The organism is Thalassospira profundimaris WP0211, from assembly GCF_000300275.1.
GTDB classification, from domain to species: Bacteria; Pseudomonadota; Alphaproteobacteria; order Rhodospirillales; family Thalassospiraceae; genus Thalassospira; species Thalassospira profundimaris.
The window spans coordinates 183,756-210,722 of sequence record NZ_AMRN01000004.1 but is presented as its reverse complement, the minus strand read 5'-3'; the positions used below and the strand labels follow the sequence as shown (position 1 = coordinate 210,722).

Genomic DNA, 26,967 nt, shown 5'->3' with positions numbered 1-26,967 from the left:
TGCAAAACTATTCGTCCTGATAAAGATCAAGCTCGCGTTGCCGCTTTTTCGTCAAACCCTTGGCGACAATGCGGTGCGAGCTTTTTAAGTGGTCCTTCAGGTCATCATCGCTCAAGCCCGGCGTATCGTAGTGCTGAATCCACTTCATGCCACGCGATGCCAGATAGGGCGCAGGACGCAGACCGGGCATGTCTTTCAAGACTTCATAGCCGATCTCGGATGTCTTGAATGTGACACCCAATGTCTCATTTGTGGCCCAGCCACCAATCGCGAACACCTTGCCGCCGACTTTCCAGACATCCGCGCCACCCCACTGAACAACGTGGGTTGTCTGCGGCAGGGACTTGCAAAAGGCGTTGAATTCGTCCCGATCCATTCTGGCCATCCTGTTCATGCGTTTGCCGTTGGTGTTGATGGTACGCAATCACCCACGGCACGTCAGTGATTTTCGACAATGCTGTGAACCCGTTGGCGCAGTTTTTCGGCAAACCTGTCTTGACGGAAGTTCTGTCGGCACATCTGATAGGCTGCATCGCGGATTGCGGTTGTTGTCTCCGGCGCACCGATCGCTTTGATAATCGCATTTGCCAATTGTTCCGGGGCTTTTGGCGGGCAAAGTCGCCCGGTTTCACCGTCCCGGACAAACTCGGGCAGGGTTGCGATGTTACTTGTGATCACCGGCACATTGGCCGCCATCGCTTCGAGTACGACAAGCGGTTGGGCTTCGTTGGGATAGTGGCTGGGAAAGATGAAGAGGTCGGAGTTTTCAAATGCATCGTGCCGTTCAGGATCGGAAACTGGTCCCAAATAAGTCGTTGCTGAGTGCATGTGATATTTTTCAAGTAATGTGGCGAGTTCGGCTTTGCCGATGTCGCCTTCGGCCCCGGCAATCGTCAAATCGCAAGCGACACCTTGCGCGCGCAGGATCTCACAGGCAGCAAGCAGGGTTTCGATGCCTTTGGCCCGAAACAGGTTGGACAGCCATAAAAGCCGGATCGGATCATGGGGCACCCATTGTTTGGTGGCTGGGCCGATGAAGGCACTATCATCGAGGCAGTTGGAGATGATGGCAGACTTGCAATCAAGGCCTTCGATTTCTGTGCGCAAGCTCTCGCCGAGCAGGATGACGGTCTGCCCTTTAAAAACCGTCTTCTGAAGCAATTCAGACCATTTTGATCTTCGCATTTCGGGAAGACCGCGACCATGCAGGTGCAGGATTGAATGCACATGAAAAAGCTTGGCCAGAAGCACATACAGGCAATCGCGGTAATAGGCGAAACCACTTGGCGCAAAGCAGATGTAAAGCGCCTTGACGCGTGGCAATGCCCGGATCAGGCGCAGCAACAAGCAAACCGCCAACCCGATCTTGCGCAGCGAAAATCGATTTACCTCGGACAATGTCCGGGCAAAGCGCATTTCAATGACATGCAAATCAAAGTCTTTTGCCAAGGCGTCGATGGCAATCCGGTTCATTTGGGCCGCCCCGTGCATGGGCGGCGGCAAGTGAACCATGGCGATGACTTTCGGGTGGCTGGTCATCGAACGTCCTTTGCCGAAAACAATTGCAACTCGCGGAGTTTGGCAGTTGCCAGCCAGATAGACCAAGGCAGGTCAGGTCGGTAACGCGCAAGAACGGAAACACGTGTTTTCTGATAAAGTGCGTTTGGTATCCTTGCGAAATGGCGGGTGCCCGGATCAAGGGTACGCTCGATCAGGGGCATGCTTAGCCGACTGATGCGAGCCTTGGCAACGCAGCAGGCGCGCAGATAAAAATCCAGATCAATGCAGCAGGGCAAATCCGTCGCATAACCACCAGCACGCGCCCAGACAGAGCGATGCATGGCAAGTGACGAATGATGCAGTGGATTGCTGAAATAAAGCCGTGCGGGTGAAAAATGCTTTAAGGCCGCCAAAGTCGGTCGCCAAGGGTCGGACATGGCGCGCGTGAAGACAAGTTGATTGTGGTCATTGGAAATCACGGCAACTTGCCGATCCAGCCGATCAGGCAGGGAAAGATCATCGATATCCTGAATGGCAATTAGATCGGCCGGGCTGTTTTCAATGGCGAGGTTAAGTGCAACGCCGCGTCCAATCTTGCCGGGATGAAGGACTGTCAGACGCGGATCGTTGTGCCAGTCCGATGGTGTTGTAAGGGGTGTGGTTGAACCATCATCGACGATGACCACATGATCACCGGGGCCGAGTATCTGTCGCAGATTGCCGAAATAGCGATCCAGATAGGCGTCGCCATCGCGCACGGTCGTGATGATGGTGATCGGATCACGCATCAGAATCTCTCCATGAAATGGTCAGAGTGGCGCTATGCCCTTGCCCTGTCTTCGCACTGATCCGTGTTGCCGGACCAGCAGCGCTGAATGTTGCTTGTGGGATCATTTGAAGCGGGGCGTTCGCAGTTAGCGTTATTCCGAGTTCGCGACAGATGATGGTGTCTTCCGCGATCTGAAACAGTTCAATTTTGCCATCAATCAAAATTCGGAAAAGATCAACTTTTCCCGGATCGTGACTGGGAATTTGATCTGAGATGATGACGCGGGCGTTTTGAAATTCGATTGCTCGATGACCAACAATATCGGCAAGCTCGAAGCTTACATCAATCTTGTTGTCAGATATCTGGCGGGTTTGAAGAAAGCGGGAGAATTCTGTCTCGCCAATGGCCGGAAGCGGGTTTGAGGCTTGATTATAAAGGCTTGCTGCATCCTGTTCGCCGCCGGTTGGTGGAAGGAAGATGCGGGCAGATTTTCCTTGGCCCGAAACAATGACGGGGGTACCGGAGACATCAAAATTCTGTCGGCCACAAAGCGTCATTTGCGCGTGATAGTACGAGGATGAAAACTGGGTGACTATGTCGTTCGAGGCGGTTTCCGATGCGGGTGAACGGATGTGTTTTGGTGCTGGCAGTTGCGAGGCCTTCAGCAGCCAATAGCCTGCAAAGGCGAGGTAATCATCGAGGCGGTTATAGCTGTACCACCCGGGTGTTTGTGGATTTTCGGGGCTGGGGTTTTCGGGCAAGGGCAGAGGGGCGAGCAGGTTGAGCGGCAGTTCCCCTGCCGTGAGAACAGCATCTTCCAGCCGATGCAGGATTGCATCAGCTTCGTTGGGGTAGCCGGTTTTAAGCAACACATAAAGCCCGCAGGTCGCGCCAAAACTTTGCCCAGCACCACGTCCGAGCAGATTGACAAATCCATGGGTGCCAGCAAGTTGTCCCAGCATTTCGGTGGCCCGGTTGGCAATGCGTTGATGCCGTTTATTGGGACTGTCAGACAGAAGTGCTGTGCAAAAGGCGTGGTATTGTGCGGAGAAGCAGTCTGGTCGATCCATGAAAACCGGTGCACGCCAATAGCGAAGCAAGATGAACCCGAAATGGGCGTGGTTGAGGAGCTTTGCGGTTAGTCCAGCATTTCGTTTCTGTCGCTTGATCAGCCCAAGTATCTGCCAGTTGGCGACATCGGGACGTTGCGGTTTCGTACCCCGAAGGATGTCGGTGATGGTATCCGATGACAGGCCCAGAGTATCCAGCAACGCATATTCGATGAATTCGCGGTGCCAGGTTTTATCGCGTGGCTCTGATTTTAAGGCAGGAAGGGCGCGGGCGATATTGGGGCCAAATTTAACAGGATCAATCCGCGTCCAGAGATTGACGGCAAAGGCCTTGGCGTAAAAGTCCGGCTGTTCAAACTGCCCAGTCGTCAGTTGACGTGTTGCAAGATCGTCTGCAATCCGCTTGGCCAGATTTTGGCAACGGTTGCGAAGCGCGTCCTGGCCTAATGAAGGTGACATGTCACCTCCATCGACAAGGACTGACCTGCTTTGAGGCAGTTCAAGGGGACGGCCTGAATTTCCGGACAGTGACGGCCCATGCGTTCGCGCAAACGCCAGATCAGCCTTTTGAGAGGTGGCATGCGCCAGAGCAAAGCTGAAAGCCAACCCGGTGCCGATAGCGTGAAGAAACGGTTTGCCCAGCGCAGCCAGACCTGATCAACCGGATCACTTGGCAGCAGGCGGGCATGAATGATCCAGTGATCGTCGCGATCGCGCAGATACATGTAGGGATCAAAGCGGCCCGCCCCATCGGCGTGATCCAAACTCACGGATATGGTTGTGCCATCTTGTCCGATCAGTGCGGCCTTATTGGTCGGATAAAGACGGTATTTGTCGCTGTTGGTGTGGTGAACTGTTTTGTTTGCGATGCGCCCGTGTTTGATGGCGGTTTTGTCGAAAGCCAGCCGGATGACGGCATCTTGCAGCAGGATATCGTCGAGTGCCCGAATGCGTAGCTTAAGCCCGATTGTGTTTGGCGTGGGCTTACGGGTTTCGTACGCGATACGTATTCGCCCCCCGGAAAGGTGCCAGACATCGCTGATCTGTTTGGCGTTTCGCGGTTGGTCGGTGAGTGTCACAAAGGAACGCTGGTCCGAACATTCCAGACCCCACGGGCCAAACGCGATGTCACCATATTGGCCTTTGATCAGCTTATTGTTGGTGATGGTGGTGGTCAGTTTCGTCATGCCATGACCTGCCGTCTTGTTGCGACTTTTTGGCAGGCCAGCAGGATCAGAACCAGACAGGCCAGGCGGACTTCGATCAGCATCATGATGTCGGGTGCGGGGTCGCGGGGCGGCATGGCGAATGCCGAGATGATCATCAGCGCAAGGCATCCCCAGCCCAGCCATTTTACCGCTGATATTTCCTGCAAGATCAGGATTTGTCGGGCGATGAACGCCATCAATACCGGCCAAGCTGCACCAACCTGAAGGACCGTGATCAGATCATCTGACGGGCTGGCAAAGAATAGATCGGCCAATTTGCCTGGCAGGAACAACAGCAGGCCTGCGATCAATACCATTGGTGCCAAAAGCCAGATGTCACGTATTTGGCCCACCTCGTTTTTGGCAAACAGGGTTGAGGTAATGGCCGCAATCAGGCCGGCGCAAAACAGGAAAACGCGTTGGGCCAGAAACAGCGGATCGCTGTCTGTGCCCAACAGGACAAAGTCGAGATTTGGCACGAACCCGGCGAGCAGGGTAAAGCCGACGAGACCAAATGCGCTGCCCCTATTCGTTGGTGCGGCGATGGTGGAATGACTTGGTGATTGTTCAAATGCAAATGCTGTTGCAAGCGCAAGGCTTGCCAGAGAAACCGCAGGCACAATGAGGTAAAGAGCCAAATCTGAAGGGCTAAGCCACGCCCAAACCGACACCATTATCCCGCATCCCTGACCAATAACCGCAATCATGCCAAGCCGTGAAAAGCGGGTTTTGGCCGTAATCATCCAGTCGGGCGAGAGGGCGGCGGCAAACGGGATCAGGATTAGTGGCCAATATTGTGCAACCGGAACGCTGGTTGTTCTGACGATCAGGGTCGAGGTCAATCCTGCAATCAGGAACCTTGTTCCGACAACATGCATGGCCTGTCCGAAGGCCTTATTTTGTGCCATTCGTACCAGAAGTGGACCACTGCCAGCCTGCGTCGCGGTCACCGCAAGACCGACCATGGCGAGCAATTGGAAGTAGGTGCCGAGATCGGCCTCTGAATAGGCATGACCGATCAGAACAAGGATTGCCATGCCGCCCAGCCGCGCGACCGTATTGGCGCCGATCATCCACATTGGATATAGGCGAGAGCACGCTGATTTTATGAGGGCTGACCATCTAACCATGGCGTGACAGGATGGTTTCATATGCATGATCAACCCGCGTGCCATAGGTGTCGCGAAGGTCGCTGGCGATTTGATCTCGCGCCTTTTGGGCGATGGTTCGGCGCATCTCCGGCTGTGTGATCAGTGTGGACGCGGCCGTTACAAGCGCATCCTGATCCCTTGGCGGGATGATAAGACCACTTTGATGATTGATGACCGGACTTCCGGCATCGAACGTGGCGATGACGGCACAGCCGGCTGCCATCGCCTCCATGGTGGCAAGGCTGCTGCCTTCTGTCAGGCTGGGAAAGACAAAGATATCAGCCGACAACATATGATTGGCAACCTGATCGTGCGGCAGGAGGCCAAACCACGTCACCCCGTCGGGCAGATTTGAAAGCAGGCCCTTGGCACAGGGTTGTGCTGCCCCGATCAGGGCAAGCTCGACCCGTAAGCGGAACTGGCGGCGAATTGTTGTCCAAGCCGCCAGAAGATGGGCGGTTCCCTTGGCGAGCGACAGATTGCCAACATAAAGAAGCCGGATGACCGTATCGTCGGGCGCGAAACGTTTCCGATCCAATAGCGCCTGACAATGGGGTGATGTGAAGGGGACGAGATATATCTTGTCAGGTGCTATGCCAGTTCTTTGCAGACCTTCCGCGACGGTATCCGAGGGTGCAAATACCGCATCGGCAAATCGGGCTTCTGCCGTGCGCCGAGCGGCAAGGAAGTTTGATATTTCGCGGTGGGTGCGACCGTGGGATGCATATTCGCCGACAAGCTGAACATGGCGTATTTCGGCCAGTTGGCCGGTGACATCGGAAATCGTGATCATATTGCGTGCCTTTGCGCGACGCATCGCAGGCAGGCTGTAATTGCCCTGCCCATGCAGGATGTCGGCGTTCGGCATTTGAAAGGCGGCCAGCAGCGACAGGGGAATATCAGAGTAAAGATTGCGCGCTGGTAACCGAAGCTTTTGGGCCGTTTGTCCAAGCAAGTCGGGCAGAAGGTGGCGACCCGGGATATTGCAAAGTGCAGTGCCGACATGGCGTGATGACGGGCGGATAAGACCCGTGCCGTCATGGCGCCAAAAACTGTCCCAACGTACCAGCCGATCCTGATCGGCGAGGTGCTTGGCAAGAATTCTGGCCTGATCGATACGGCTGATCATCCAGATGGATGGCTCGGATTTCAGGCTGCAATTGCGGTTTGGTGTGATCATCCCCACCGCCGCATGTCCGGGTTATGATTAATCGCCTGATGAACTGCCTGCCACATGATGTCGCTGTGATGGGCGGGGTTGTTATTGGCAATTGCCCTTGCTTGATGCAGGCGCGTATCCTCGAGAAGTTGCGGCACATCAAGCAGGCGTTTGCAGGTCGCGATCCAACCTTGCGGATCATCGATCGGCAGGATTTCGGGGCCGCGCAAAACATCTGGTGTGCAACCGGTGAGGGGGCTTGCAAGCGCAACCGCGCCACAGGCAATCGCATCAATTACACCAACGCCATAGGCATCATTTCGGCTGGGGAATAGGGCGATCTTGCTGTTGGTCAGAATGGGCGGCAGTTGATCGGGGGGAAGTTGTCCGAATATATCCACTTGATTACCAAGGCCGGAAGATTGCGTAAGCCTTGTGGTGTTTTTAATGTTGGTACTGCCAACGATGGCGATGCGTTTTGCAACGCCTGCTTGTGACAGTCCCGCTGCGATCCGCATGAAGAGATCAAAGCCCTTCGAAACCGTTGTGCGACCGCACCAGACGATGTCATATTGTCGTTCCGCCAAGTTTTGGTTGGCGGAAATATCGGGTAAGGGAAATGACGCAGGGATGGGTGCAATCCATATGTGATCTGGCGATGCGCCATGGCTTTCAAGCCACGCCGCCCCGCGCGAACTTGCAGCAATAAAGCCATCGGCACGGGCAATCATGATCCGGCGTAATCTGCGCCGAAGCGGATTGTCATAGGTGGCATCGGAGCCTGCCCAGCCATCGAATTGCAGCACGGTCGGAATGCGGTGTTTCCGTGCCCAGTTTTGCGCCTGCCATTGCGCGATGCCAAAACCGTTTATGATCAACGCATCACTTGGTTTGCGGCAAACAGCCCGTGTGACGCCAAACGGAAGTGATAGGGTTCGGTTTTCACCAAGGGGAATTTGAACGCCCGGCAAGGTCATATGGTCAAATGCGGGGGTTGTGATTGACCAGTTGCGTTGTGGTTCGCGATGCAGGGTACATAGTACACGCAAACATCCGCCTGCGGCCATCGCGCGATGATGAAGCGCGTTATAGGCATCAGATCGGTAGGGTGGCACAAGGTTGGTCAGCAAAGTCACCCTCACCGCGGCGATCACCTTGAGATGCTAATATTGCCTGCAACTCAATCATAAGTTACCATTCAATTCAACCAATTAGCCGTGACTTAAATCGTTAATGGCGGCGAAAGACGGACGCCAACAGCAGGAACTTTGTGTTTCTGCCATTTTTAAGTGTCCGGCCGGGGTGACAGGGGTGGCACATGCGTGACGAACTCAAAGGGCACAAAGCTGCCTTCTTCGGGTTGCCGCTCGATACGAGACGACGCCGTCTCGTCTGTGCTGATATCGCCTTGACGCTTCGCAAAGGTACGGCGACTGCCGGCCAAGCCTGTTTTCGTCATCAGTGCCTGAATGCGACCAAACTGCCCGCAGCCCTGCGCGATGACCGTTTGTTTGCAGCACTTTCGCGTGCAGATTGCCTGTCGGCTGATGGCATGGGGATTGTGTGGGCAGCCCGCCTGTTGGGAATCAAGGTTGCCGAGCGGGTGACGGGTATTGATCTGATGACCGATCTTCTGGCGCAGTTTGCACAGGATGGCACGCGGGTTTTCCTGTTGGGGGCACGTCAGGATGTGTTGGATCAGTTGCAGGGGACATTGCCTGCACGTTTTCCCGGTCTGATCATCGTGGGTACCCATCACGGTTATGAGCCCGATGATGAAAAGCTGGCCGATTGTGTTGCACAGGCCAAACCAGATGCCCTTTTTGTCGCCTTGCCATCCCCGCGCAAGGAGCTATTCGTTGATCAGTATTCGGCCAAGACCGGATGCCGTTTTGCCATGGGTGTTGGCGGGGCGTTTGATGTTCTGGCCGGGAATGTCCGACGGGCCCCGGTTATCTGGCAGCGGTGCGGGTTGGAGTTCCTCTGGCGCATCTTCTGTCAACCACGCTACATGATCCCGCGCTATGGGCGCGGGCTTTGGGCATTTGCCCGTCTTGTCGTGCCACGGATTGTGCGTTTTCAAATCCGGCGCATTTGGCGTGCATTGCAGAAAGCGGCAACCATTTCGGTCATCTTTATGATGCTGACAACGGCAGCCGATTTACAGGCGCAGCCAACAACCCCAGCGACGTTCGATTTGGAAAACCGGCAGGCGGCGATCAGCTGGATTGAAGCGGAAATCGCAAAGGTCGAAGCCACCGAAGACGTCGCCAAATTGATTGATGCACTTGTCGGAGCTTTGCTGTCAGAGGATGGCACCAACCAACAATCTGACATCGATTGGCAGGTGGCAGAGGACAGCCTTAAAGTATTGCTTGGTCTGTTTGATGTGGTTCTGGGCGGTGGTAGTAGCCGTTTTTTGCTAGAGACCGTGCTGGGTGGGGTGGTTCTGCGTCTGCTTGATCTTCATCCCGAGCCCGGGCGCCTTTCGGAAATCATCCGGGGTAATTCTTCGGATTTGGCAGAGCGCCTGTTTGAACGCAATGCCAATCAAGCAACGATATTCGTGGGCGAACAGCAATCATTTGCTGCAAGCATCGAGCCCGAAGTCGCACCGCGTGTTGTCGGTTCGGAGCGGCCACCTGAAACCGAACGGGTGCTGCGTTATTCGCTTCTTTTTGTGGGTGGTCCGCGAAACCCCGTCGTCGATAGCTATTGGGGTATTGAGGATTATCAGGAACCAATCGGAATTCCAGAACTTGAGGATGCAAGCCCCAGATGACAGAGCATCTCAACCATCCCGTCGCGAGTACCGGCGTCGCGCAAGAACGGTTTGATCCGTCCTTGCGCGATTTGCTGAGCATTCTTTGGCAGCGGCGCGGGGTTGTTGCACTGACCTTTGTTGTTGTCCTGATCGCGCTTCTGAGCGGCATCGCCAATTGGCAGGGGGATTATCGATCCGTCACCGAAATCGGGCTTTCTTCAAATGTGGAAATCGCGGAACGCCAGATGCCAGCGGCATTCAACAGTGATCGGCGCATTGTAACCGCCCAGGAAATCGAAACGGCAATTGCCGAGATCAAAGGGCAGGAAACGCTTTCCACCGCACTTTCGGTTTTGCGCGGAGAGGGTGTTTCGCTGACGGATACGCCAATATCCAGTGATCTCGAAACAGACGGGATCTCTCATCTTCGCAATGCTTTGGAGGCCACCCGGGTTGGCAATGCGGCGGTCATTGAAGTGTTGTTCACCGCAAGCCAGCCGGAAACCGCGCAAAAGGCGTTGATGGCCGTTGTTGAAAGTTATCTGTGGCAGCGCGAAGACCGGCAAAAAGCCGCCATTCGAAGACAACTTGAAGAGGCGGAGGCGCAATTTCAATCTGCGCAAACTGAATTGGATGGTCTGGAAGGGGATCTCACCAGCTTGCAAAACAGCGCCGGTATTCTGGACCCGGACGAGAATGCACGGATGCTGGACCGCATCTATGCACTGGATGAACAAGCTGAAAAACTGGGGCAGGAGGTTGTCAGCCTCAGGCTTGCGCGCCAAAGCCGTAATGACGCGGCAAACATTGATGATTTGCTGGCGATTGACGATGTGGCAAGCCATCCGATGGTGCGCCAAATCTCGGCCCAGTTCGAGACGACGAAACAGGAATTTGTCAGGCTTGATCAGCGTTACGGTCCCAAGCATCCGACCATGCAGGGCAAGCAGCAAGAACTGGATGATTTGCACAGCCAACTGGCTGCTGTCGCAAGCAATATCGCCGGTCAAATGGATATCGCCCTCGCCGGGGCGGAAGAAAAGCTGCGTCTGATTACGGCGCAACGGGATCGTTGGCAGGAACGTATGACGCTGCGTAATACAAGCGTTCAGGGGCAGGCGGCCCTGGTGCGATCTGTCGCCATGGCACGCGCGAATGTTCAGGAACTGGGCCAGCAGGTACAAGCCTTGCGCCGTGAAATGGCAGCCTTTCAGGGGGATGCTTCGATCCTGCGTGCACCTACCTTGCCCGCGGCAACCGAATTTCCGGTCAAGCGCGATCTTGCCGTGTTGGCGATCATGATGGCGTTGTTTGCCGCTGTTGTCGCCGCATTGCTGCGTCACTATTTCGATCAGAGTATTGATGACAACTTTGATCCGCAGACGACGTTGGGCATTCCGTTATTTGCCCGTATTCCGGAACGGTCGCAGGCGAACAAGATCGCCAGCACTGCCGCCCATGATGAGGCCGCAGGACATCTGGCGGTTCTGATGCGGATCATGGTGCAGGGCAGGGACGTCGCAAACCAACGTCACAAGGACGGACAGGTGATTGCAGTTGGCTCAGCACTCTCGGGCGATGGCAAAAGCCACATCGTTCATGCGCTGGCCGAAAAGCTGGCCGGACTGGGGGCATCGGTGATGGTTATTGATGCCGATTTGCATGACCCGGCACCGCCGAACCGGGCGCGGTATGACGGTGAAATGACTGCCGATCTGACTGATGTCATGTCGGGGATTGTGGATCTGGAGGCCGCTCTTGCCAGGGCAGAGACCGGCGAGGGGTATCGATATCTTGGTGCGCGTATGCCGGTGCCGGGAAACATCGCAACAGGCATGATTGACGGACAATTGCCCGATTTGATCAAGCACCTGCGCACCCGGTTTGATCATGTGATTGTTGATACGCCGCCGATCCTGTCGGTTGCCGATGGTGTGATTGCGCTGGGACTGGCCGATGTCAGGCTGTTTGCCCTGCGCTGCGGACATAGCAAGCGCCGTGATATCACCCAGGCCCTGTCGCAACTGCGCGCGGCCAATCTAGTGCCAGAGGGTATTGTTTTGAACGGTGCCAAGCCGCGTGCTGCCTATGGCAAGCCACAGACGGCCATGGCAACCGAGGAGCCGACGTCATGAAGGCAGCCTTGATTGTGATTGCCCTGCTGTTGCTTGGCTCTGGCGGCATGGTCTTGGTTTCGGAAGGCAGGGCGCTATCGCAGCTTGAAAACAAACGTGCCGCCTTTGCCAACGGAGATGGCTCTGGTGCCGAGCGTGATGCGATGGTGGCCGATAGCTCGGAACTTGACGAACTGCTCAACCAGCGGCTGATCGAAAGGCCGTTTGATCCGGTTTTGCTGGGGCTGAAGGCGGGAATAGTAGCCGAAGATGATTTGGTGCTTAGCGCAAAGCTTCTGGATCAGGCACAGGCGATTGCCCCGCGTGATCCCCGCGTGCAGGCATTGCGCGATGGGTTGCAAGTGCGGCTTCAAAGCTTGTCATTCCCAGCATCACCATCGGCAGAATAAGGGCCGGCATGAGCATGACCCAGTCGCCAATGGTGCCGAGCATTGCCATCGCCAAAAGGGCGATCAAAAGCGCGCGCGTGTCGGGTTGCCGACACGTTGCAAGAACCGTTTTGATCGCGAGTGTAAGTGCTGTGGCCAAGATCAGCATGACCGGAACACCAAAGACGATTGCGCCATCAAGCCAGAGGTTGTGGCTGCTAAACCAGTGGGCATTGGCGTTCAGGTCCGGGGTGGCGAAATGAGCAATAACCAGTCCAATGCTGTCCGCGCCCCATCCGGTCAATGGCCGTTCTGCAATCGCCTGCAGGGCGGTGATCCACAAATCATCTCGCTGGATCAGATCATTGCGGGCAAGGTCGGTGAAGCGGTCGAAAAGTTCCGGGGATGCCATGATTGCGATGGTGATGGTCGCAATGATGCCAAGCGCGATTACAATCAGCCGCTTAGTGCTTTGCACGTTTTCGCGCGGGGTCAGAATGATAAACAATCCCCCGCCAACCAGCGCCATTATAAAGGCCAGCCGCGAGTGGCTTTGGACAACGGCAGTTGCGAACAGCGAGCCAATCGCCAGCCAGCCTCCGGCCTGATCAAGGCGCTTGGCCGTATTCAGCGCCCGGCTTTGATCATACAAAAACAGGCAGGCGAGAATGCCAAATGCCATCAGGTTTCCGAACGCTGTGCGATTGGCGAAGCTGCCGGTCCAGTCGCCAAGATGAGCTTGTTTGGCAAACCAGAATGTGGTTTGCCAGCCCATCACATCTGCACCTGCGGCAAGCGCCACTTGAACGGCGCAGGTGATGGCAATTGTGCGGGCGATGGTGATGTTCAGATGGTTGTTGAGGTGCGCCAAAAGTGCGGTCAGGCTCGCAACGCCGCCCAGCCAGACCAGATAGGTCACCATGTTCAGCCAACAATACGGGGCGAGTGCAATGTGCGGCGCATTGAATGGATAGGCCTGCAGGGGCCAGACGGCCAAGCTTTGCAGGATCGCCCAACCAATCAGCGCAGCGATTCCGATCCAAAGAAAAAGCAGGTGCTTGCCGATTTGCACAGGACCGGGGCGCAGGCAAATTGCAAGCACGCCAATACCGGTCAGGATCGCCAGAAGGGCAAGCGCCCATGGCCGCAATCCGCCGAGCAACAGCGGGGCCAGAATGATCTGCACCATCAGACAGGTTTGCGCCAGCCAGAGCATCAAGGTCAGCCAATCTGCTTTGAAATCAAGAGCTTCAGCCTAGCCGAATTTTCGCACCCTGTCGCGCTGCTTGCGCAGGGGGCTCGGCGATGAAAGCTATTGAGGCCGGGGTTGTGCAATACGCCGGGCAGCGAGCAGAAACCGCCAACCAAGCAGTATCACTGCCGATCTGGCTGCTGCTTGTGGGCAATCTTTTAATGGGCACTTCTCTCTGGCTGATTGCAGCGGGCGGGATGGCCGCCAAGCTTATCCTGCTTGGTTTCTGGATTGCGATGCTGTGCGCTTACGCTCGACCGGTTCGAATTGCGCTAGGTTTGCTTGCAGGCAGTTTGGCTCTGGCTGGGCTGATTGGTGTTATCGCGACAGGGAATGGCGCAACTATCGAAAAACTTCGTCTGATTGGTAACCTTTTGATGCTGCCCGTCGGGCTGTTGGGCGGGCTTGTGATTGGCTGGGACAGCCTTCGGGTGATGATGCCGGTTCTGGCGGTTTATCTGCTGCTGTCGAGTTCGTTTCAGATGACCCATGAAGGCATGCGCCTTAATCAGCCGTTTCTGTTTCTGGGGCTTTTTGCGCTCTGTTCGGTGGCCCGCTGGCGGGGAAATGGGCTGCTTGCGGTGGGATCTGCCTTGGCGGTGTTGCTAAGCCAAACACGGATTGCGGTGTTGGCGATGTTGGTCAATCTGATCGGGATGATCCGGTTTTCGCGGGCGATGACGTGGCTTGTTGGTATGGCCGCGTTGGCCGTGGCTGGCTGGTTTGCGATGTCGCATCTGCCGCGCCTGTTTCTGACCCATGGCAGTGGCCGCTTGGCGTTCTGGCGGGACTTCTGGGGGATGTGGCAAGGTGGTTCCGTCGGCCAGCGATGGCTTGGTTTCGGGGCCGGGTCGGTGGAGGAAATCCTGTCTGGCTATCAATCCTTTGCATCGTTTGGTGCCCTGCATAACGATCATTTCCGCATGCTGTTTGAAACCGGAATCATCGGGGCGATGCTTTGGACGACGGGATGGATTGTGATGCTCTGGACCGTGCGCCATGCGCGTCTTGCCGTCTGTATCCTGCTTTCGGTGATGCTGACCATGGTGACGGATAATACGCTGAATTATGGGCATTATTTGATCTGTTGCGGAATTGCTGCCGGGATTGCCGCGCGCGAGGGGCCTCATCATGGATAGGGATCATCTGATCGATATACGGGATCGCGCGCTGGCAGGCATGGTTACGGATGACTTTGCCGGGGCCGATCCGTTTGACGGGCTTGAAAGTGCTGTCTTTCGCGCAACTGGACTTGGGCGGTTCCGACTGGCGCGGTTGGCATGGTTACAGGCAATCAAGCGTGGCCCGGAAGGTTTGCGCAAGGTTGTTCGCATTCCCAAGATGGTCAATCCGAAAACGCTGGCCTTGCTGTGTGGGGCCGCGCAGGGCGTGGTGCTTTGTGACGTTCGCGATCGCCTGTTGGAACTGCAAAACCCGGATGGCGGATGGGGATATCCGTTTGAATGGCAGGCGCGGGCCTTTTACGCCAAGCGCCATCAAAGCAATGCGATTGTGACAAGCTTTGTCGTTGATGCGTTACTTCAAAGCGGGGTGCAAAAGGATCATCCGGCGTTGGTTCATGCAGCAGGGTTTGTTGAAAGAAAGCTCTGGCGCGATGGCTACTTCGCCTATTTCGATCACAGTAGCGTTGAAATACATAATGCCAGCCTCTGGGCGGCCTTTGCGCTGCATCGGATCATCGGGCCAAATGATAAAACCGCACTGGCGGTGGAGCGCGTTATCCATTCGCAAAAGGCTGATGGCAGTTGGGCCTATGGCACGCGGTCCCATCATCGCTTCGTGGACGGGTTTCACACGGGTTATGTTCTTGATCTTCTCGACCGCTTGCGGACGTCGGGGATGGAGGGGCTGGACAATGCCATTGCATGTGGGTGGCAATTTTATCGTGCGGAGTGCTTTTATGCCGATGGCCTGCCGCGCAGCTTTGCCGGGCGCGATAGCTACCTTGATGCCCATGCGGTTGCGCAGGCGATGGCAAGTCTTTGCCGGTTCGGGGATCGTGATGGGACGACCCGGGTGGCAGTATGGGCCGCAGAAAATCTTTTTGATCCGAGCCGCGATCTGTTCTTTGCCGGTATCAAGAAAGACGGTCGACCGGATCGGCGCAATTACATGCGCTGGACGCAGGCATGGATGGTCTGGGCACTGTCAATCGTGATAGAAAACACGGGCCCCAACCCGTCGAGCCCGCAAGATCAAACCATGTCGAATTTTGACCCGACCACACCACTCAGTTTTGCCCATCCCGATCCGAACCGGGCGGAGAAGGAGGCGGCTTTGCGCGCCTTGCCCGAATCTGTGTTTCGCACGTTATACGATATCACACGCGCGGCAGCATCGCGGGCCAAGGCTGAGGGCGCGATGGAAACGCTTTATGGCCTGACGCGCGGGATGAAGACCCTGCAGCGCATCGGGGCGGAGCAGGGCATCATCCTTGGTATCAGGCGCGGGGGCTAAACTCGGCGGTTAGCGTTGGTGCAGCTCGTCGACTGTCAGCTGCCCATCGCCGTTTTCATCAAGATAGTTGAACATCCGGTTATGGACTGCCTGGAATTCTTCAAGCGCCAATTGGCCATCGCCGTTGGTGTCCATCATGACGATCATCATTTCCGGGCCATGCATCTTGCCCATCATCATGCCGCCATTCATCATGGCACCATTCATCATACCGGAACCCATCGCGCCGTTATTGCACGGCATCGTGTTGCAGGGACCGTAACCTTCTCCGTTGCCCGGGCCATATCCCTGACCCATCATGCCCGGACCTTGCATCATGCCTTGGCCGTTGGGGTTCATCATTTGCGGGCCTTGTTGGGCCTGGGCGACGCCAAGGGCACCGGCAAGCATCAGTCCGATTGCGGTAATTGCGAGATATCTTTTCATCATAAGTCTCCTGTTCCAAAGGGATGAGACCATTATGTGCAGATGGCCCGTCGCATTTTGCAGGTCGAAGGCGGGAAACTGCCCAAAACAATAAAATCATCCTATCATCATCAGGCTCGCGCGCATTGAGGCCGATCAATCGATATCCCGTGTCAGAATAAATTCTGGCGTGATTTTCATTGCCCCGGCCAACCCCGCAGGGATATTGCTAGGCAATGCCCGCTAACAGGTATCTGCCGTGCCAAGCTGAGTATTGAAAAACATATGAGTTCCCGATTTCCCGCCCTGCCAATTGATGCCGTCCTGCCGGAGCTTGTCTCTGCGCTTGATCTGGGCACCAATGCCGTGCTGCAGGCGCCACCGGGTGCAGGCAAGACGACCAAGGTGCCGCTGGCGTTGCTTGATTGCGCGTGGCGCGGGGATCAGAAGATCATCATGTTGGAGCCCCGGCGTCTGGCCGCGCGTGCCAGTGCGCGGCGCATGGCGCAGTTACTCGGCGAGGCGGTTGGCGCGCGTGTGGGTTATCGCGTCCGGTTTGACAGCAAGATTTCCAAGGACACGAAGATCGAGGTCGTGACCGAGGGCATTCTGATCCGCATGATTCAGGATGACCCCGAACTTTCGGGTGTTGCCGCCGTCCTGTTTGATGAATTTCACGAACGATCATTGGATGCCGATCTGGGCCTCGCCCTTGCCCTTGAAACGCAGGGGGCGCTTCGTGATGACCTGCGCCTTGTGGTCATGTCGGCCACCCTTGATGGCGATCCGATTGCGCGACTGATGGGCGATTGCCCGGTGATCACATCCGAAGGCCGGGCCTATCCGGTTGAAACGAAATATTTGGCCCCCAAGCCCGATAAATGGGGCAATGTCCGCATTGATGTGGAAATGACCGGCGCGATCAAAACCGCCCTTCGCGAGGAAAGCGGATCGATCCTGGCCTTCCTGCCCGGGCAGGGCGAAATCACCCGGGTTGAAAGTGCGCTTAAGGATGAGGTGGGAAGTGATGTCATCATCGCCCCGCTTTATGGCGCTATGGATGCCAAGGCACAGGACATCGCGATCCAGCCAGCCCCGGACGGCAAGCGCAAAGTCGTTCTGGCCACCGCCATTGCCGAAACGTCGCTGACCATTGATGGCATCCGGGTGGTGATTGATAGTGGCCTGCAACGTTTGCCGCGCTTTGATCCGGCATCGGGCATGACGCGGTTGGTCACGGTCAAATCATCGCAAGCCAGTGCCGAGCAACGCCGTGGCCGCGCCGGGCGACTGGAACCGGGCGTTTGTTATCGCCTGTGGCCAGAAAATGAACACCGCGCGCGTGCGGCCTTTACCGCGCCCGAAATATCTGATGCCGATCTGGCACCGCTGACGCTTGAGTTGGCGCGCTGGGGTGTTACCGATCCCGAGACGCTGCTGTGGCTCGATGTGCCCGATCGCGCCAAGATCGATCAGGCGCGCGATGTCTTGCGCGGCCTTGAAGCACTTGATGGCGAAAACCGCATTACGCCGATGGGCACGGCCATGGCCGGATTGCCGGTCCATCCGCGGTTGGCGCACATGATGTTGCGTGGTGCGCAGCTTGGCCTCGATGATGTCGCCTGTGCGCTGGTGGCGTTGTTGTCTGATCGTGATTTCATGCGCGGGCGCGGGGCGGATTTACGCATTCGGGTGGAAGCGATCATCAAGGGCCGGGCGCCCAAAATGATATCGGAGGCCGCCAAGCAACTTGCCCGCCGTTTGCGCGATGCTGTCAAGCAGGGCGGGTTGGCAAAACCCTATACCGCGCGCGTGGATCGGGCCGATGAGGTTGGATTGTTGCTCGCCTTTGCCTATCCCGACCGGATCGGGGAGCGCCGCAAGGGGGCGGACGCGCGCTATCGCCTGTCGGGCGGGCGCGGCGGTGTTTTGCCCAATGAAGACAGTATCGCCAATGAGCCCTATATCGCGGTGGCCGAACTGGACGGGCAGGCGCGCGAGGCCAAGATTTACCTTGCAGCCCCGGTGGCGCGTGCAACCCTTGAAACCCATTTTGCCGATCAGATATCCGAGGGCACCGAAGTCTTCTGGGACGCGCAAAGCGATGCGGTTGCCGCCCGTTGGCAACGCCGGATCGGCGCGCTGGTGTTGGATGAAAAAGCCACCCATGACGAAGCCGATCCGGAGGCTATTGCAGCGGCCATGATCGAGGGCATCCGCAAGCTTGGTCTGCATTGCCTGCCATGGGACAAGGCATCAGAAGGCCTGCGCGCAAGGCTGGCGTTTCTTCATCGGGTGGAGGGCGATGCCTGGCCCGATGTTTCTGATGAAGGGCTTTTGGCATCGCTTGAAGACTGGTTGGCACCCTATCTCGGCGGCATTACCAAACGAGGCCAGCTTAAACAGATCAACCTGTCTGAAGCGTTGCTTGCCGGGATCGACTGGAACCAGCGACAGGAAATGGATCGTCTGGCACCTACCCATTGGCAGGTCCCCACGGGTTCAAACATCCGCATTGATTATAGTGGTGAAACACCCGCTTTGCCGGTGCGTATGCAGGAAATGTTTGGTGCCACCGAAACGCCAAAGGTGGTGAATGGCAAGGTCGCGGTGACCTTGCATCTGCTATCCCCCGCGCAACGCCCCATTCAGGTGACAAGTGATCTGATCGGGTTCTGGAACGGGTCCTATGCGCAGGTGAAGGCCGAGATGAAGGGGCGCTATCCCAAACATTACTGGCCCGACGACCCACAAGTCGCCGAACCAACACGGCGGGTTAAAAGCCGGATGTAGGGTGAGCGCGCTCAGGCCGCTTCAAGAATGCATAGCTTACAGGAATAGCCCTCTTTTTGGTGATAGGGGGCCTCTCGGATTTCGCGGATTTTGGCGATGCCGTCCTGTTCCATTTGCTCAAGATGGTCGGCGTAGCCGTCCTTGTCCCAGACCTTTTCATGAACCGTGATAACAGCCGGTGCGCCGGGCTTGATCACGCGCACGAGTTCATTCATTGCGCTTGGACCGACATGGCCGGATGTAAACACGCCGACACTGATGACACCGTCATAGGCATCATCTTTGATATCAAGTTTCTGGGTCAGGTCGGCCGTTTCAAGTGCGTCATAAACGCCCTTTTGGCGCGCCTTTTTCAGCATGTCAGCACTCAGGTCGACACCGTCAATCGTGGGTTCGCACTGTTCGTGCAGTTCCTTGCCAACCAGTCCGGTGCCACACCCGGCATCAAGCACTCGGTCCGATGAACTGATTTCGGATGCCAGTGTTTCCGCAGCAATCGCCGGGGCGACATAGCCCATGCCAATCAGCGTGTCATCATCATAGCTTTCCGCCCAATCGGCATATACCGCACGAATATCATCGCGGTCCCCAGCCAGGGCATAGGCGCGCGTCAAAAGTGGGTTTTCGGTCCCCATAAGCTTGCTCTCCATCTGTCCTGAATGGGGCAAGTGTACATGATATCAATATGTTATTCAAATCGACCACGATTTTGGCCGTTCTTCGCACGGTTTGCGATGATTAGCCGGGGTAGCTGATCTCGAGGATTTCAAGCTCATCCTCGCCCGAGGGTGTTCGAACGGTGACGACATCGCCGACACCTGATTTCATCAGGGCACGCGCCACCGGGGAGATCCAGCTGATCTTGCCATTGAGGCTGTCGGCCTCGTCCTCGCCAACGATACGGATGGTTTTTTCTTCGTCGCGGGCATTCACATAGGTGACCGTTGCGCCAAAGAAGATGTGGGCATGATCGGGTTGTTCATCAGAGCGGACAACGACGGCATCTTCGATCCGCTTGCGCAGATAACGCACACGGCGATCAATTTCGCGCAGGCGCTTTTTGCCATAGATGTAATCCCCGTTTTCCGAACGGTCGCCATTGCCCGCTGCCCAATGGACAACAGCCACGACTTCCGGCCGTTCCTTTTTCCAAAGGTGGTCGAGTTCGGATTTAAGGGCGTCTAGCCCTTCGGGGGTGATGTAAATCGGTCTGTCCATGGTCTGCGTTTTAACGCAAAGCCGATGCTTGGAAAAGAGGACAAAAAAAGCAGCGCCCGAATGGTGCCGGGCGCTGCTTTGAATTGTGAAATGCGCGGCAAGCCTATGCCTTGGCCGTGGCGCGCAGTTCCCTGTCATCAATGGGCATATGGACGATGGCGGCAAAGACGCCGAGTGCCACCGATGCCCACCAGACGGCATCGAAATTGCCGGTAAGGTCATAGACAATGCCACCCATCCAGGCGCCAAAGAACGCGCCGATCTGATGGGATAGCATCACAATGCCAAACAGCGTTGCCATGTAACGCGGCCCAAAGACCTGTGCGATCAGGCCACTGGTCAGCGGCACGGTCGAAAGCCAAAGTGCGCCCATCGATGCTGAAAACAGCAAGATGGTTTCAGATGTTTTGGGCGCAAAGATAAAGATCACGATGACCAGCGCACGCATGCCGTAAATAAACGACAGGCCATATTTCTTGCGCCATTTGCCACCGGCCCAACCGGCCGTAAGCGTGCCGACAATGTTAAACAGACCGATCAAGGCCAGACCTTCGGCGGCGACCGAACGGGGCAAGCCGCAAAGTTCGGTAAAGGTCGGAAGGTGGGTGGCGATCACCGCAATGTGGAAACCGCAGACAAAGAAACCGGCATTGAGCAATGCGAAGCCGCGATGTTTGCGGGCCTCGTGAAACGCGGCGGCCAAGCCCTGCGGACCCAGATCGGGGGTGGCGGTCGGGCTGTTGCCTTCGGCCTTGCCTGTCATGGCAAAGGCAGCCGGGATGATCAGCATCGAAATGGCTGCGAGGATAACAAGGGCCGAGACATAACCAAGCGAGCTGTTGAGCGCCTGGGTGGTCGGGGCCATCACCAACTGACCAACTGAACCACCGGCGGATGCCAGACCCAATGCGAAGCTTCGCTTTTCATTGCTGAAAACGCGGCTGATGGCGGCAAGCACCACCGGAAAACTCGTTATGCCAACACCGGTGCCAATCAGGAAACCTGCGGTGAGGTAAAGCTCGCCGGGGGAGGCGGATGTGCCCATCAGATAAAGCCCAAGCGCATAAACGATACCACCGCCAATCAGGGTGCGGGTCGTGCCAAAACGGTCCGCAATGGCACCGGCGATCGGGGCCGAGATACCCCACATCAGGTTTTGAATGGCAAAGGCCAGACCAAAGGTGGCAGCGTTCCAGCCGGTGTCGTTGAGCATATCGGGGATAAACAGGCCAAGCGACTGACGCACACCAAGGTTCAGTGACAAAACAAGGCAGCCTGAAAGCAGAACCAGCCACGGGAACCATTTTTTCGCCCGCATGATGGTCATGCGTGTGGGGCTGTGGGGCGAGCTTTGAGTGGGGCTCATAGGCGTTCCTCCGAGAGGGATTATTGTTTGGTGGCGATATTGAACGCGGTGGCGCTATGCGTCCAATTCATTCGGATTATGATGCTGATAACATTTCTGCATGGGGGTTATCGGATGCTTTGCCCGCATTAATCACCAGTTCGCCAACCTTGTCGATAATATCGTCAAGATCAGAGCTTGATGCGCGCCGGATCAGGGTGATGGCCATGCCCCAGTTCATGCCGGGAATATCAAGTATCTTGATCCGGTTTGCAGCCGGGCTGTGCTGGCAAAACCGACGTGCCATGATCCCGTAACCGGCCCCGGCGGCGACCATTTCGATCTGCAATTCAAGGGCGGAGACCTCAAGCACCGAGGTGAACTCGACCCCATTTTTATGCGCCCATGCATTGCCAAGCGCGCGGAAGGTGCAGCCTTCGGGCATCAGGATCATCGGGTTTTTGGCAAGTTCGGCGATGGTTGTCGGATGGGAACGGGATGATTTCGGACCGATGGCAACGATTTCGTCATCGAGCAAGGTTTGCGGTGACAAGCTGGCGGGCAGATCGCGGCTTTGCACCCCGCCAACAATGCCGTTTGGCCCGTCAAGCGACAGCATGGCATCAATTTCACCCCGACGCAGAAGGGGAAGAAGTTCGGCTGACCAGCCGCTTTTGATCGAAAGCGACATATCCGGGAAGGCCTGATGCAGGGAACGGAGTTCTCGGGCGGCCAGAAGCGGGGCGGCCCCGTGGCTTACGCCGAGGCGAAACGGGCCGTGGCGTTTGGTGTTGCCAAGAACCGAGTCACTGAAACCTTCAAGGCGGCGCAACAGATCGCGTGCCTCGGTAAGCGCCCGGTGCCCGGCGATGGTTGGTTGCAGGGGTTTGGTGGCCCGGTCAAACAGGCTTTTGCCAATGCGTTCTTCAAGACGCTGAATACGGCGGGTGACGGCCGGTTGCGTCAGGCCAAGGCGATCTGCGGCACCGTGAAAGGATTGCGCGTCTGCAACGGCGATAAGGGTTTCAAGCTCGCGGGTGTCCATGGGGCTATCCTGATCCGTTCGGGATCAGGGAAGTGTCCGGGATAATCCATGGTCATGCAAGAAATCTATTGTAGCGTCACAATCGATGCGTTTCACGCATTTGCGGGGGATGTGCCACTGGCCTGATCGCGCTTTCTTTTTGCCTTGAACGCCGTGGCCGCCGCGGTATAGCCGCCTTCGCCGCCATCAAGAAAATGGAAATGCGCATCGCTTGTGATGGAGGGTACGATGCAGGTCATGATCGCGCTGCGTTGGCGATGGGTGCCAAAATGAATATCGCCTTGCAGTTCTGCCGCATGCAAAAGGGCTTCGACTTCCTCGGCACGGGTCAAACTGCAATTCACCGTCATCCAAAGCCCATCACCGAACTTGCGAAAGTCGGTGTTATAGCCGGTGTAATCGCGATAGCGCCTTGGATCAAACGCGCCCAGTTTCCAGCCGGTTTTCATCAGGATGGCCGCGATCAGCGCGATGTAAAGCGCCTTGAGCCATGCTTTGATATAACCGCCTTCCTTGTGTTTGGTGGCCTCTGCCTCAAGGTGCATGCCGGGCGGCGGGAAGGCGACGCCGGGCCCGTTTTCGGGGATCGGGCTGCTTTTGCGCGGGCTGTCATCAAGAATGGCAAACAGTTCATGAACGGTGGCATCAAACCGGGTGCGGTCGTCACGTCCCGCAACAATAATCGACAGAATAACGTCTGAACCCTCAGCCCGGATCGGGGACCAGCGGCATGAAAGCCCGGTCAGATCCGGTCGACTGCCGGGCGGAGCCGCCGGGATCATGTTGTTGCCCTGTTTCATCTGATCTTCGGCCCATTGCATGCCGCCGCCGGCAAACATGGCATAGGAAACCGGATTGGAAACGGCATAGCGCGCAATGCGGACATCGTGGCCAGCAGCCCGGATATCGCCGATCCGCACAAGACCGACACGCAATTCAAGATCCAGGGTTTCCGCCGCCCAGGTGGCCGTCGATGCCATGGTATCGCGCACCGCGTCAATCTGATCCGGGGGGCAGGCAAAACTTGCGCCATCGCCACCAAACAGGAACGGATAATCTGAATGGCCAAGCACATTGCTGACAGCACAGATCACTGACGCACCGACCATGTTGACGTCCTTGTATCGACCGGCTTCGACCGCCTTGGTCGATCCAATGACGTCGGATGTGCCCACCCACCAGTCATCTGGCAGGGCATGATACACCGTGCCGTCAAGGACCTTTCCGAAGTCGTCAAAGGTCGGTATGTCGAGATAAAGGTTGGTCAAATCGATCTTTCATTGGCAGGCGCGATTGCCAGAAAGCAGCAAACCCTGCGTGCCATCAATAGTGCGGCGGTGGTGCGTCGTCTTCGGGTGCTGTACGCAGGAAATCGATCATGCGTTTAACATCAGACGACATTAATTTGTTCTGACGTTCAAGCAGATCGATGCGATCCCACTGCTTTTTGATCATGTCAGACAGGTCGGTGACGACGGTTTCCATGTGGGCAAGCTGTATTTCAAGCTCGGTTATGCGGGTGTCGGTTTCTTCGTGGCTCATTCCGGTATCTTCTGCAAATGTGTTCAGTTGGCTGTGTATGCCGTGACTTGCGGTACGCGCATGCCTGTGGCACCACTGCGCGGCACGGACCCTAACATATCTGGATGGTTGATGACTGATTTATCCGTACTGGCCCTTGTCGGAATTATTTTGGCGCTGATTGCGGGTTATGCAATCCGTCTAAAGGCCGTTCCGATGCCGACATCGGCCAAGGCAGCCGACGAAATCATCGCCTATATCCCGGGCGATACCAAGGCGGTGACGGATTTCGGATCTGGCTGGGGGGATCTGGCGCTGGCGATTGCGCGGGCAAGGCCGGACGTCAAAGTAACCGGTATCGAGCTTTCGCCAATCCCCTATGCCATCAGCCGGATGCGGGCGGTTTTGGCCGCACGGCCCAACCTTGATTTCATCCGGGGTGATTTTAAAACCCTTGATCGCGATCCCGGCGACGTTGTGGTGTGTTTTCTTGACCCAAGGGTGATGGAAGATGTCGGTGATGTGCTCGATCAGCGCATGGCAAATGGCGGCATTTTGATATCCCGCGTCTTTGCCATTCCCGGTTGGCAGGCATTCGGCGAAGTGCCGATGAAAACCGGATCGGACCACCTTTATCTGTATCGGATCGGCAGTCACAAGCCGGGCATTGTTGCCTGATCTGTGTTGCCTAATCTGGCGTGCGCAGCTCAGTTGCCATGCCCGCAACAGCCACCGTCTTCACCAGGTCCGTGTAACTGGATCGGCGGACAGGGGACTGTGCCATACGAACAAAAAACGCAGCAATCACCAGCCTTGGGACGCAGAACTGCGCCGCATCCCTTGCAGTCATAAAAATACTGGCAGGCATCGGTCGGCATGGTTTCGGTTTCGACATGCCCGCATTCGGGGCAGGTCAGAACCGAGACCAGTTCGACATGATCGGCATCAGTCTTCTTCATAGACTTTGATCAATGCTGAATGATCGAGATCGCCATGACCCATGTCGATCAATTCGTCATAGAGTTCCATGGCAAGACGGGTGATGGGCAGTTCGACCCCCAGTTCGCCTTCGGAAAATTCAAGCGCCTGGAACAGGTCCTTGCGCTGGGTGACGACCTTGCCGCCCGGTTCGAAATTGCGTTCGATCATGCGTTCGCCGTGCTTTTGCAAGATCGCAGAATCGGCAAAACCACCGGTCAGTGCAGATCGCAGTTTATCAAGATCGACATCGGCTTCATCGGCCATGGAAAAGGCTTCGGCAACCGCACCAATGGTGATGCCGACAATCATCTGATTGGCCGCCTTGGCAATCTGGCCGGAACTGACATCGCCGACATGGGTGACGCGCGACCCAAGGACGTCAAACACCCGATGGGCGCGTTCGAAATCTTCGGGCGATGCACCAACCATGATGGAAAGGGTGCCGTTCTCAGCCCCGTGGGTGCCGCCGGAAACCGGGGCATCAATCCACGTGCCGCCGGCTTCTTCGACCACATCGGCAAAGCGCCGTGTGGCTTCGACCGATGTTGTGCCCATGTCGATGACGATGGTGCCTTCTTCGAGGCCATCAATAATGCCTTCTTCGCCCAGAAGCACATTTTCAAGTGCGGGCGTGTTGGCCACACAGATGATGACGATATCGGCCTCGGCCGCGGCATCGGCCGGGGTGCCGGCCGTTGCAATGCCAAGATCTTCGAAGGCATTGAGTGTTTCGGGATTACGGGTATTAACGGTCAGGACTGCACCGGCCTTTTCAAGATTGAGCGCCATCGGACGCCCCATCAATCCAAGTCCGATAAAGGCGATGTTTTCCCCGGAAAGAGCGGTCATGACGGCGATCCCTTTGTGTGACGGTAGCGATATCTGAATTGGCGACGCAAAAACGGTCCGCGCCCATTGGCCCGAAACCGGAAAGTTTTGTTGGCTGGTCCATGTCCCATTATGGATGACCAAGAGCAGCAATTTCAGGGCGTAACGCCCAAAATGCGCTTTGGGTTCCACAAATTCGATCAGACAGGCCCAACACAAAGTTGGAATGCTGAATTAACCGTTTTTCACTCAACGAGGCCGTGCTGGCAAGGTGCCGCGGCCATCGTTGCAAACATCAAAAATCACCGGGCCGGACATAGCGCGCTGCCATGGCGCGTTCGATGGCCGATCCGACCAAACGGTCAATATCAAGCCGGTGGCGAAGCAATTCAAGAATGCGGAGTTCTTCCTGGCTGATTTCGCTGTCGGACAGGACGATTTCACAGGCGAAGACATACGCGGTTTCGCGCAGTTTGCGCGGCAGGGCATCGCGGATCATATCCAGCGTGCGGTCCATGCCGTCTTCTTCGCCCAGCAGCTTGGCGCAATCGCGCGCAACACTGGTGACGCCATCATTGTCAAATCCGGCAAAAATCGGAAGATAACGGACCCGGCGGCCCATCGCGGAAAGTTCGGCGTCGGTGATATCGTTATCGGCGGCCGATACCATAACCATTGTGTAGATCAAGGCGTCCTGATGCGAAATCACGTTGGTTACTCCTTATCGAGGATGGTTCCCTGAAACGCTTTTATCCGGACTTTGACGTTGGGATCCGGACAGTGTGAAAACCACCGAGCCGAGCGATGGTATGCCGATAAACTTCCTCGGGCAACAGTTAACCGATGAATTTTCAAGGATTTTAAGGATTACGTAGTGAAATCGCGTTCATTCTGTCGGCACCGGTCGCGCGGGCGTTGAAAGCCGTGAAAAAGGCGGCATGCGCGACCAAAAGAACACAAAATGAAGCCGCTATAAA

Annotated in this window: 24 protein-coding genes; 6 read left to right on the top strand and 18 right to left on the bottom strand. The window is 56.4% G+C overall.

What is annotated here, in order from left to right; all coding sequences use genetic code 11:
* Positions 1 to 7 precede the first annotated feature (7 nt).
* The 7 genes from TH2_RS09895 to TH2_RS09860 form a co-directional block, all read right to left on the bottom strand.
* A complete protein-coding gene (locus TH2_RS09895) occupies positions 8 to 376 on the bottom strand; it encodes an MmcQ/YjbR family DNA-binding protein (protein WP_008890284.1) in 369 nt (122 codons plus the stop codon).
* A 62-nt stretch (positions 377 to 438) separates the two neighbouring features.
* A complete protein-coding gene (locus tag TH2_RS09890; protein ID WP_008890283.1) occupies positions 439 to 1,539 on the bottom strand; it encodes a glycosyltransferase family 4 protein in 1,101 nt (366 codons plus the stop codon).
* Entirely contained in the window at positions 1,536 to 2,288 is a 753-nt protein-coding gene (locus tag TH2_RS09885; protein ID WP_008890282.1) for a glycosyltransferase family 2 protein, read from the bottom strand. The genes TH2_RS09890 and TH2_RS09885 overlap by 4 nt, the downstream gene beginning before the upstream one ends.
* Before the next feature lie 1,494 nt (positions 2,289 to 3,782).
* Positions 3,783 to 4,526: a hypothetical protein gene (locus TH2_RS09875; RefSeq protein WP_008890280.1), complete on the bottom strand. Its 744-nt coding sequence runs from the start codon at positions 4,524 to 4,526 to the stop codon at positions 3,783 to 3,785.
* Positions 4,523 to 5,626: a hypothetical protein gene (locus tag TH2_RS09870; RefSeq protein ID WP_008890279.1), complete on the bottom strand. Its 1,104-nt coding sequence runs from the start codon at positions 5,624 to 5,626 to the stop codon at positions 4,523 to 4,525. Before TH2_RS09870 ends, TH2_RS09875 begins: the two co-directional genes overlap by 4 nt.
* Before the next feature lie 43 nt (positions 5,627 to 5,669).
* Entirely contained in the window at positions 5,670 to 6,878 is a 1,209-nt protein-coding gene (locus TH2_RS09865; protein WP_008890278.1) for a glycosyltransferase family 4 protein, read from the bottom strand.
* A complete protein-coding gene (locus TH2_RS09860) occupies positions 6,875 to 7,999 on the bottom strand; it encodes a glycosyltransferase family 4 protein (RefSeq protein ID WP_157194004.1) in 1,125 nt (374 codons plus the stop codon). Before TH2_RS09860 ends, TH2_RS09865 begins: the two co-directional genes overlap by 4 nt.
* Before the next feature lie 176 nt (positions 8,000 to 8,175).
* Here TH2_RS09860 and TH2_RS20545 point away from each other — a divergent pair, with 176 nt between their 5' ends.
* Both TH2_RS20545 and TH2_RS09850 read left to right on the top strand, forming a co-directional pair.
* Complete coding sequence (locus TH2_RS20545) at positions 8,176 to 9,639, top strand: WecB/TagA/CpsF family glycosyltransferase (protein WP_008890276.1); 1,464 nt, start codon at positions 8,176 to 8,178, stop codon at positions 9,637 to 9,639.
* Positions 9,636 to 11,756, top strand: coding sequence for a GumC family protein (locus TH2_RS09850; protein WP_008890275.1), 2,121 nt, complete (start codon positions 9,636 to 9,638; stop codon positions 11,754 to 11,756). The genes TH2_RS20545 and TH2_RS09850 overlap by 4 nt, the downstream gene beginning before the upstream one ends.
* Positions 11,757 to 12,017: 261 nt before the next feature.
* Here TH2_RS09850 and TH2_RS09845 read toward each other — a convergent pair whose 3' ends face one another.
* On the bottom strand, positions 12,018 to 13,340 hold the full coding sequence (locus TH2_RS09845) for an O-antigen ligase family protein (protein ID WP_008890274.1): 1,323 nt from the start codon (positions 13,338 to 13,340) through the stop codon (positions 12,018 to 12,020).
* Positions 13,341 to 13,429: 89 nt separating this feature from the next.
* Between TH2_RS09845 and TH2_RS09840 the strand changes: the two genes are divergently transcribed.
* Both TH2_RS09840 and TH2_RS09835 read left to right on the top strand, forming a co-directional pair.
* On the top strand, positions 13,430 to 14,515 hold the full coding sequence (locus TH2_RS09840) for an O-antigen ligase family protein (protein WP_008890273.1): 1,086 nt from the start codon (positions 13,430 to 13,432) through the stop codon (positions 14,513 to 14,515).
* Positions 14,508 to 15,854 carry a prenyltransferase/squalene oxidase repeat-containing protein gene (locus TH2_RS09835; protein ID WP_008890272.1) on the top strand — a complete coding sequence of 449 codons (1,347 nt, stop codon included), beginning with the start codon at positions 14,508 to 14,510 and terminating at the stop codon, positions 15,852 to 15,854. Before TH2_RS09840 ends, TH2_RS09835 begins: the two co-directional genes overlap by 8 nt.
* 9 nt (positions 15,855 to 15,863) lie before the next feature.
* On the opposite strand, the gene TH2_RS21875 is transcribed toward TH2_RS09835, so the two are convergent.
* Positions 15,864 to 16,280, bottom strand: a complete 417-nt coding sequence (locus TH2_RS21875; RefSeq protein ID WP_008890271.1) for an EF-hand domain-containing protein — start codon at positions 16,278 to 16,280, stop codon at positions 15,864 to 15,866.
* 264 nt (positions 16,281 to 16,544) lie between these two features.
* On the opposite strand from TH2_RS21875, the gene hrpB reads away from it, so the two are divergent.
* On the top strand, positions 16,545 to 19,052 hold the full coding sequence (gene hrpB, locus TH2_RS09825; RefSeq protein ID WP_008890270.1) for an ATP-dependent helicase HrpB: 2,508 nt from the start codon (positions 16,545 to 16,547) through the stop codon (positions 19,050 to 19,052).
* Positions 19,053 to 19,063: 11 nt separating this feature from the next.
* Here the strand turns inward: hrpB and TH2_RS09820 are convergent, their stop codons facing one another.
* From TH2_RS09820 to TH2_RS09795, 6 genes are all read right to left on the bottom strand, one after another.
* Entirely contained in the window at positions 19,064 to 19,687 is a 624-nt protein-coding gene (locus TH2_RS09820) for a class I SAM-dependent DNA methyltransferase (protein WP_008890269.1), read from the bottom strand.
* A 103-nt stretch (positions 19,688 to 19,790) separates the two neighbouring features.
* The gene (greB, locus tag TH2_RS09815; RefSeq protein ID WP_008890268.1) at positions 19,791 to 20,270 is read right to left on the bottom strand and encodes a transcription elongation factor GreB; all 480 of its coding nucleotides are present in this window, start codon (positions 20,268 to 20,270) and stop codon (positions 19,791 to 19,793) included.
* A gap of 103 nt (positions 20,271 to 20,373) precedes the next feature.
* Positions 20,374 to 21,636, bottom strand: a complete 1,263-nt coding sequence (locus tag TH2_RS09810) for an MFS transporter (protein ID WP_238538683.1) — start codon at positions 21,634 to 21,636, stop codon at positions 20,374 to 20,376.
* A 76-nt stretch (positions 21,637 to 21,712) separates the two neighbouring features.
* Entirely contained in the window at positions 21,713 to 22,660 is a 948-nt protein-coding gene (locus tag TH2_RS09805; RefSeq protein ID WP_008890266.1) for a LysR family transcriptional regulator, read from the bottom strand.
* 92 nt (positions 22,661 to 22,752) lie between these two features.
* The gene (locus TH2_RS09800) at positions 22,753 to 23,928 is read right to left on the bottom strand and encodes a DUF3095 domain-containing protein (protein ID WP_008890265.1); all 1,176 of its coding nucleotides are present in this window, start codon (positions 23,926 to 23,928) and stop codon (positions 22,753 to 22,755) included.
* 55 nt (positions 23,929 to 23,983) lie between these two features.
* A complete protein-coding gene (locus TH2_RS09795; RefSeq protein WP_008890264.1) occupies positions 23,984 to 24,202 on the bottom strand; it encodes a SlyX family protein in 219 nt (72 codons plus the stop codon).
* Between the two features lie 111 nt (positions 24,203 to 24,313).
* Here TH2_RS09795 and TH2_RS09790 point away from each other — a divergent pair, with 111 nt between their 5' ends.
* On the top strand, positions 24,314 to 24,859 hold the full coding sequence (locus TH2_RS09790) for a class I SAM-dependent methyltransferase (RefSeq protein ID WP_008890263.1): 546 nt from the start codon (positions 24,314 to 24,316) through the stop codon (positions 24,857 to 24,859).
* A gap of 29 nt (positions 24,860 to 24,888) precedes the next feature.
* On the opposite strand, the gene TH2_RS09785 is transcribed toward TH2_RS09790, so the two are convergent.
* The 3 genes from TH2_RS09785 to TH2_RS09775 form a co-directional block, all read right to left on the bottom strand.
* On the bottom strand, positions 24,889 to 25,140 hold the full coding sequence (locus TH2_RS09785; protein ID WP_008890262.1) for a GDCCVxC domain-containing (seleno)protein: 252 nt from the start codon (positions 25,138 to 25,140) through the stop codon (positions 24,889 to 24,891).
* Positions 25,127 to 26,011: an NAD(P)-dependent oxidoreductase gene (locus tag TH2_RS09780; RefSeq protein ID WP_040823474.1), complete on the bottom strand. Its 885-nt coding sequence runs from the start codon at positions 26,009 to 26,011 to the stop codon at positions 25,127 to 25,129. The genes TH2_RS09785 and TH2_RS09780 overlap by 14 nt, the downstream gene beginning before the upstream one ends.
* 274 nt (positions 26,012 to 26,285) lie before the next feature.
* Positions 26,286 to 26,699, bottom strand: a complete 414-nt coding sequence (locus TH2_RS09775) for a tellurite resistance TerB family protein (RefSeq protein WP_008890260.1) — start codon at positions 26,697 to 26,699, stop codon at positions 26,286 to 26,288.
* Positions 26,700 to 26,967: the final 268 nt, after the last annotated feature.

Excerpts from the sequence above, each read along its gene's own strand:
- hrpB (WP_008890270.1), top strand. The coding sequence starts at position 16,545 with ATGAGTTCCCGATTTCCCGCCCTGCCAATTGATGCCGTCCTGCCGGAG.
- TH2_RS09875 (WP_008890280.1), bottom strand. The coding sequence starts at position 4,526 with ATGACGAAACTGACCACCACCATCACCAACAATAAGCTGATCAAAGGC.
- TH2_RS09870 (WP_008890279.1), bottom strand. The coding sequence starts at position 5,626 with ATGTGGATGATCGGCGCCAATACGGTCGCGCGGCTGGGCGGCATGGCA.
- TH2_RS09850 (WP_008890275.1), top strand. The coding sequence starts at position 9,636 with ATGACAGAGCATCTCAACCATCCCGTCGCGAGTACCGGCGTCGCGCAA.
- TH2_RS20545 (WP_008890276.1), top strand. The coding sequence starts at position 8,176 with ATGCGTGACGAACTCAAAGGGCACAAAGCTGCCTTCTTCGGGTTGCCG.
- TH2_RS09780 (WP_040823474.1), bottom strand. The coding sequence starts at position 26,011 with ATGACCGCTCTTTCCGGGGAAAACATCGCCTTTATCGGACTTGGATTG.
- greB (WP_008890268.1), bottom strand. The coding sequence starts at position 20,270 with ATGGACAGACCGATTTACATCACCCCCGAAGGGCTAGACGCCCTTAAA.
- TH2_RS09795 (WP_008890264.1), bottom strand. The coding sequence starts at position 24,202 with ATGAGCCACGAAGAAACCGACACCCGCATAACCGAGCTTGAAATACAG.
- TH2_RS09885 (WP_008890282.1), bottom strand. The coding sequence starts at position 2,288 with ATGCGTGATCCGATCACCATCATCACGACCGTGCGCGATGGCGACGCC.
- TH2_RS09835 (WP_008890272.1), top strand. The coding sequence starts at position 14,508 with ATGGATAGGGATCATCTGATCGATATACGGGATCGCGCGCTGGCAGGC.
- TH2_RS09840 (WP_008890273.1), top strand. The coding sequence starts at position 13,430 with ATGAAAGCTATTGAGGCCGGGGTTGTGCAATACGCCGGGCAGCGAGCA.
- TH2_RS09805 (WP_008890266.1), bottom strand. The coding sequence starts at position 22,660 with ATGGACACCCGCGAGCTTGAAACCCTTATCGCCGTTGCAGACGCGCAA.
- TH2_RS09845 (WP_008890274.1), bottom strand. The coding sequence starts at position 13,340 with ATGCTCTGGCTGGCGCAAACCTGTCTGATGGTGCAGATCATTCTGGCC.
- TH2_RS09790 (WP_008890263.1), top strand. The coding sequence starts at position 24,314 with ATGACTGATTTATCCGTACTGGCCCTTGTCGGAATTATTTTGGCGCTG.
- TH2_RS09810 (WP_238538683.1), bottom strand. The coding sequence starts at position 21,636 with ATGAGCCCCACTCAAAGCTCGCCCCACAGCCCCACACGCATGACCATC.
- TH2_RS09890 (WP_008890283.1), bottom strand. The coding sequence starts at position 1,539 with ATGACCAGCCACCCGAAAGTCATCGCCATGGTTCACTTGCCGCCGCCC.
- TH2_RS21875 (WP_008890271.1), bottom strand. The coding sequence starts at position 16,280 with ATGAAAAGATATCTCGCAATTACCGCAATCGGACTGATGCTTGCCGGT.
- TH2_RS09865 (WP_008890278.1), bottom strand. The coding sequence starts at position 6,878 with ATGATCACACCAAACCGCAATTGCAGCCTGAAATCCGAGCCATCCATC.
- TH2_RS09895 (WP_008890284.1), bottom strand. The coding sequence starts at position 376 with ATGGATCGGGACGAATTCAACGCCTTTTGCAAGTCCCTGCCGCAGACA.
- TH2_RS09785 (WP_008890262.1), bottom strand. The coding sequence starts at position 25,140 with ATGAAGAAGACTGATGCCGATCATGTCGAACTGGTCTCGGTTCTGACC.
- TH2_RS09820 (WP_008890269.1), bottom strand. The coding sequence starts at position 19,687 with ATGGGGACCGAAAACCCACTTTTGACGCGCGCCTATGCCCTGGCTGGG.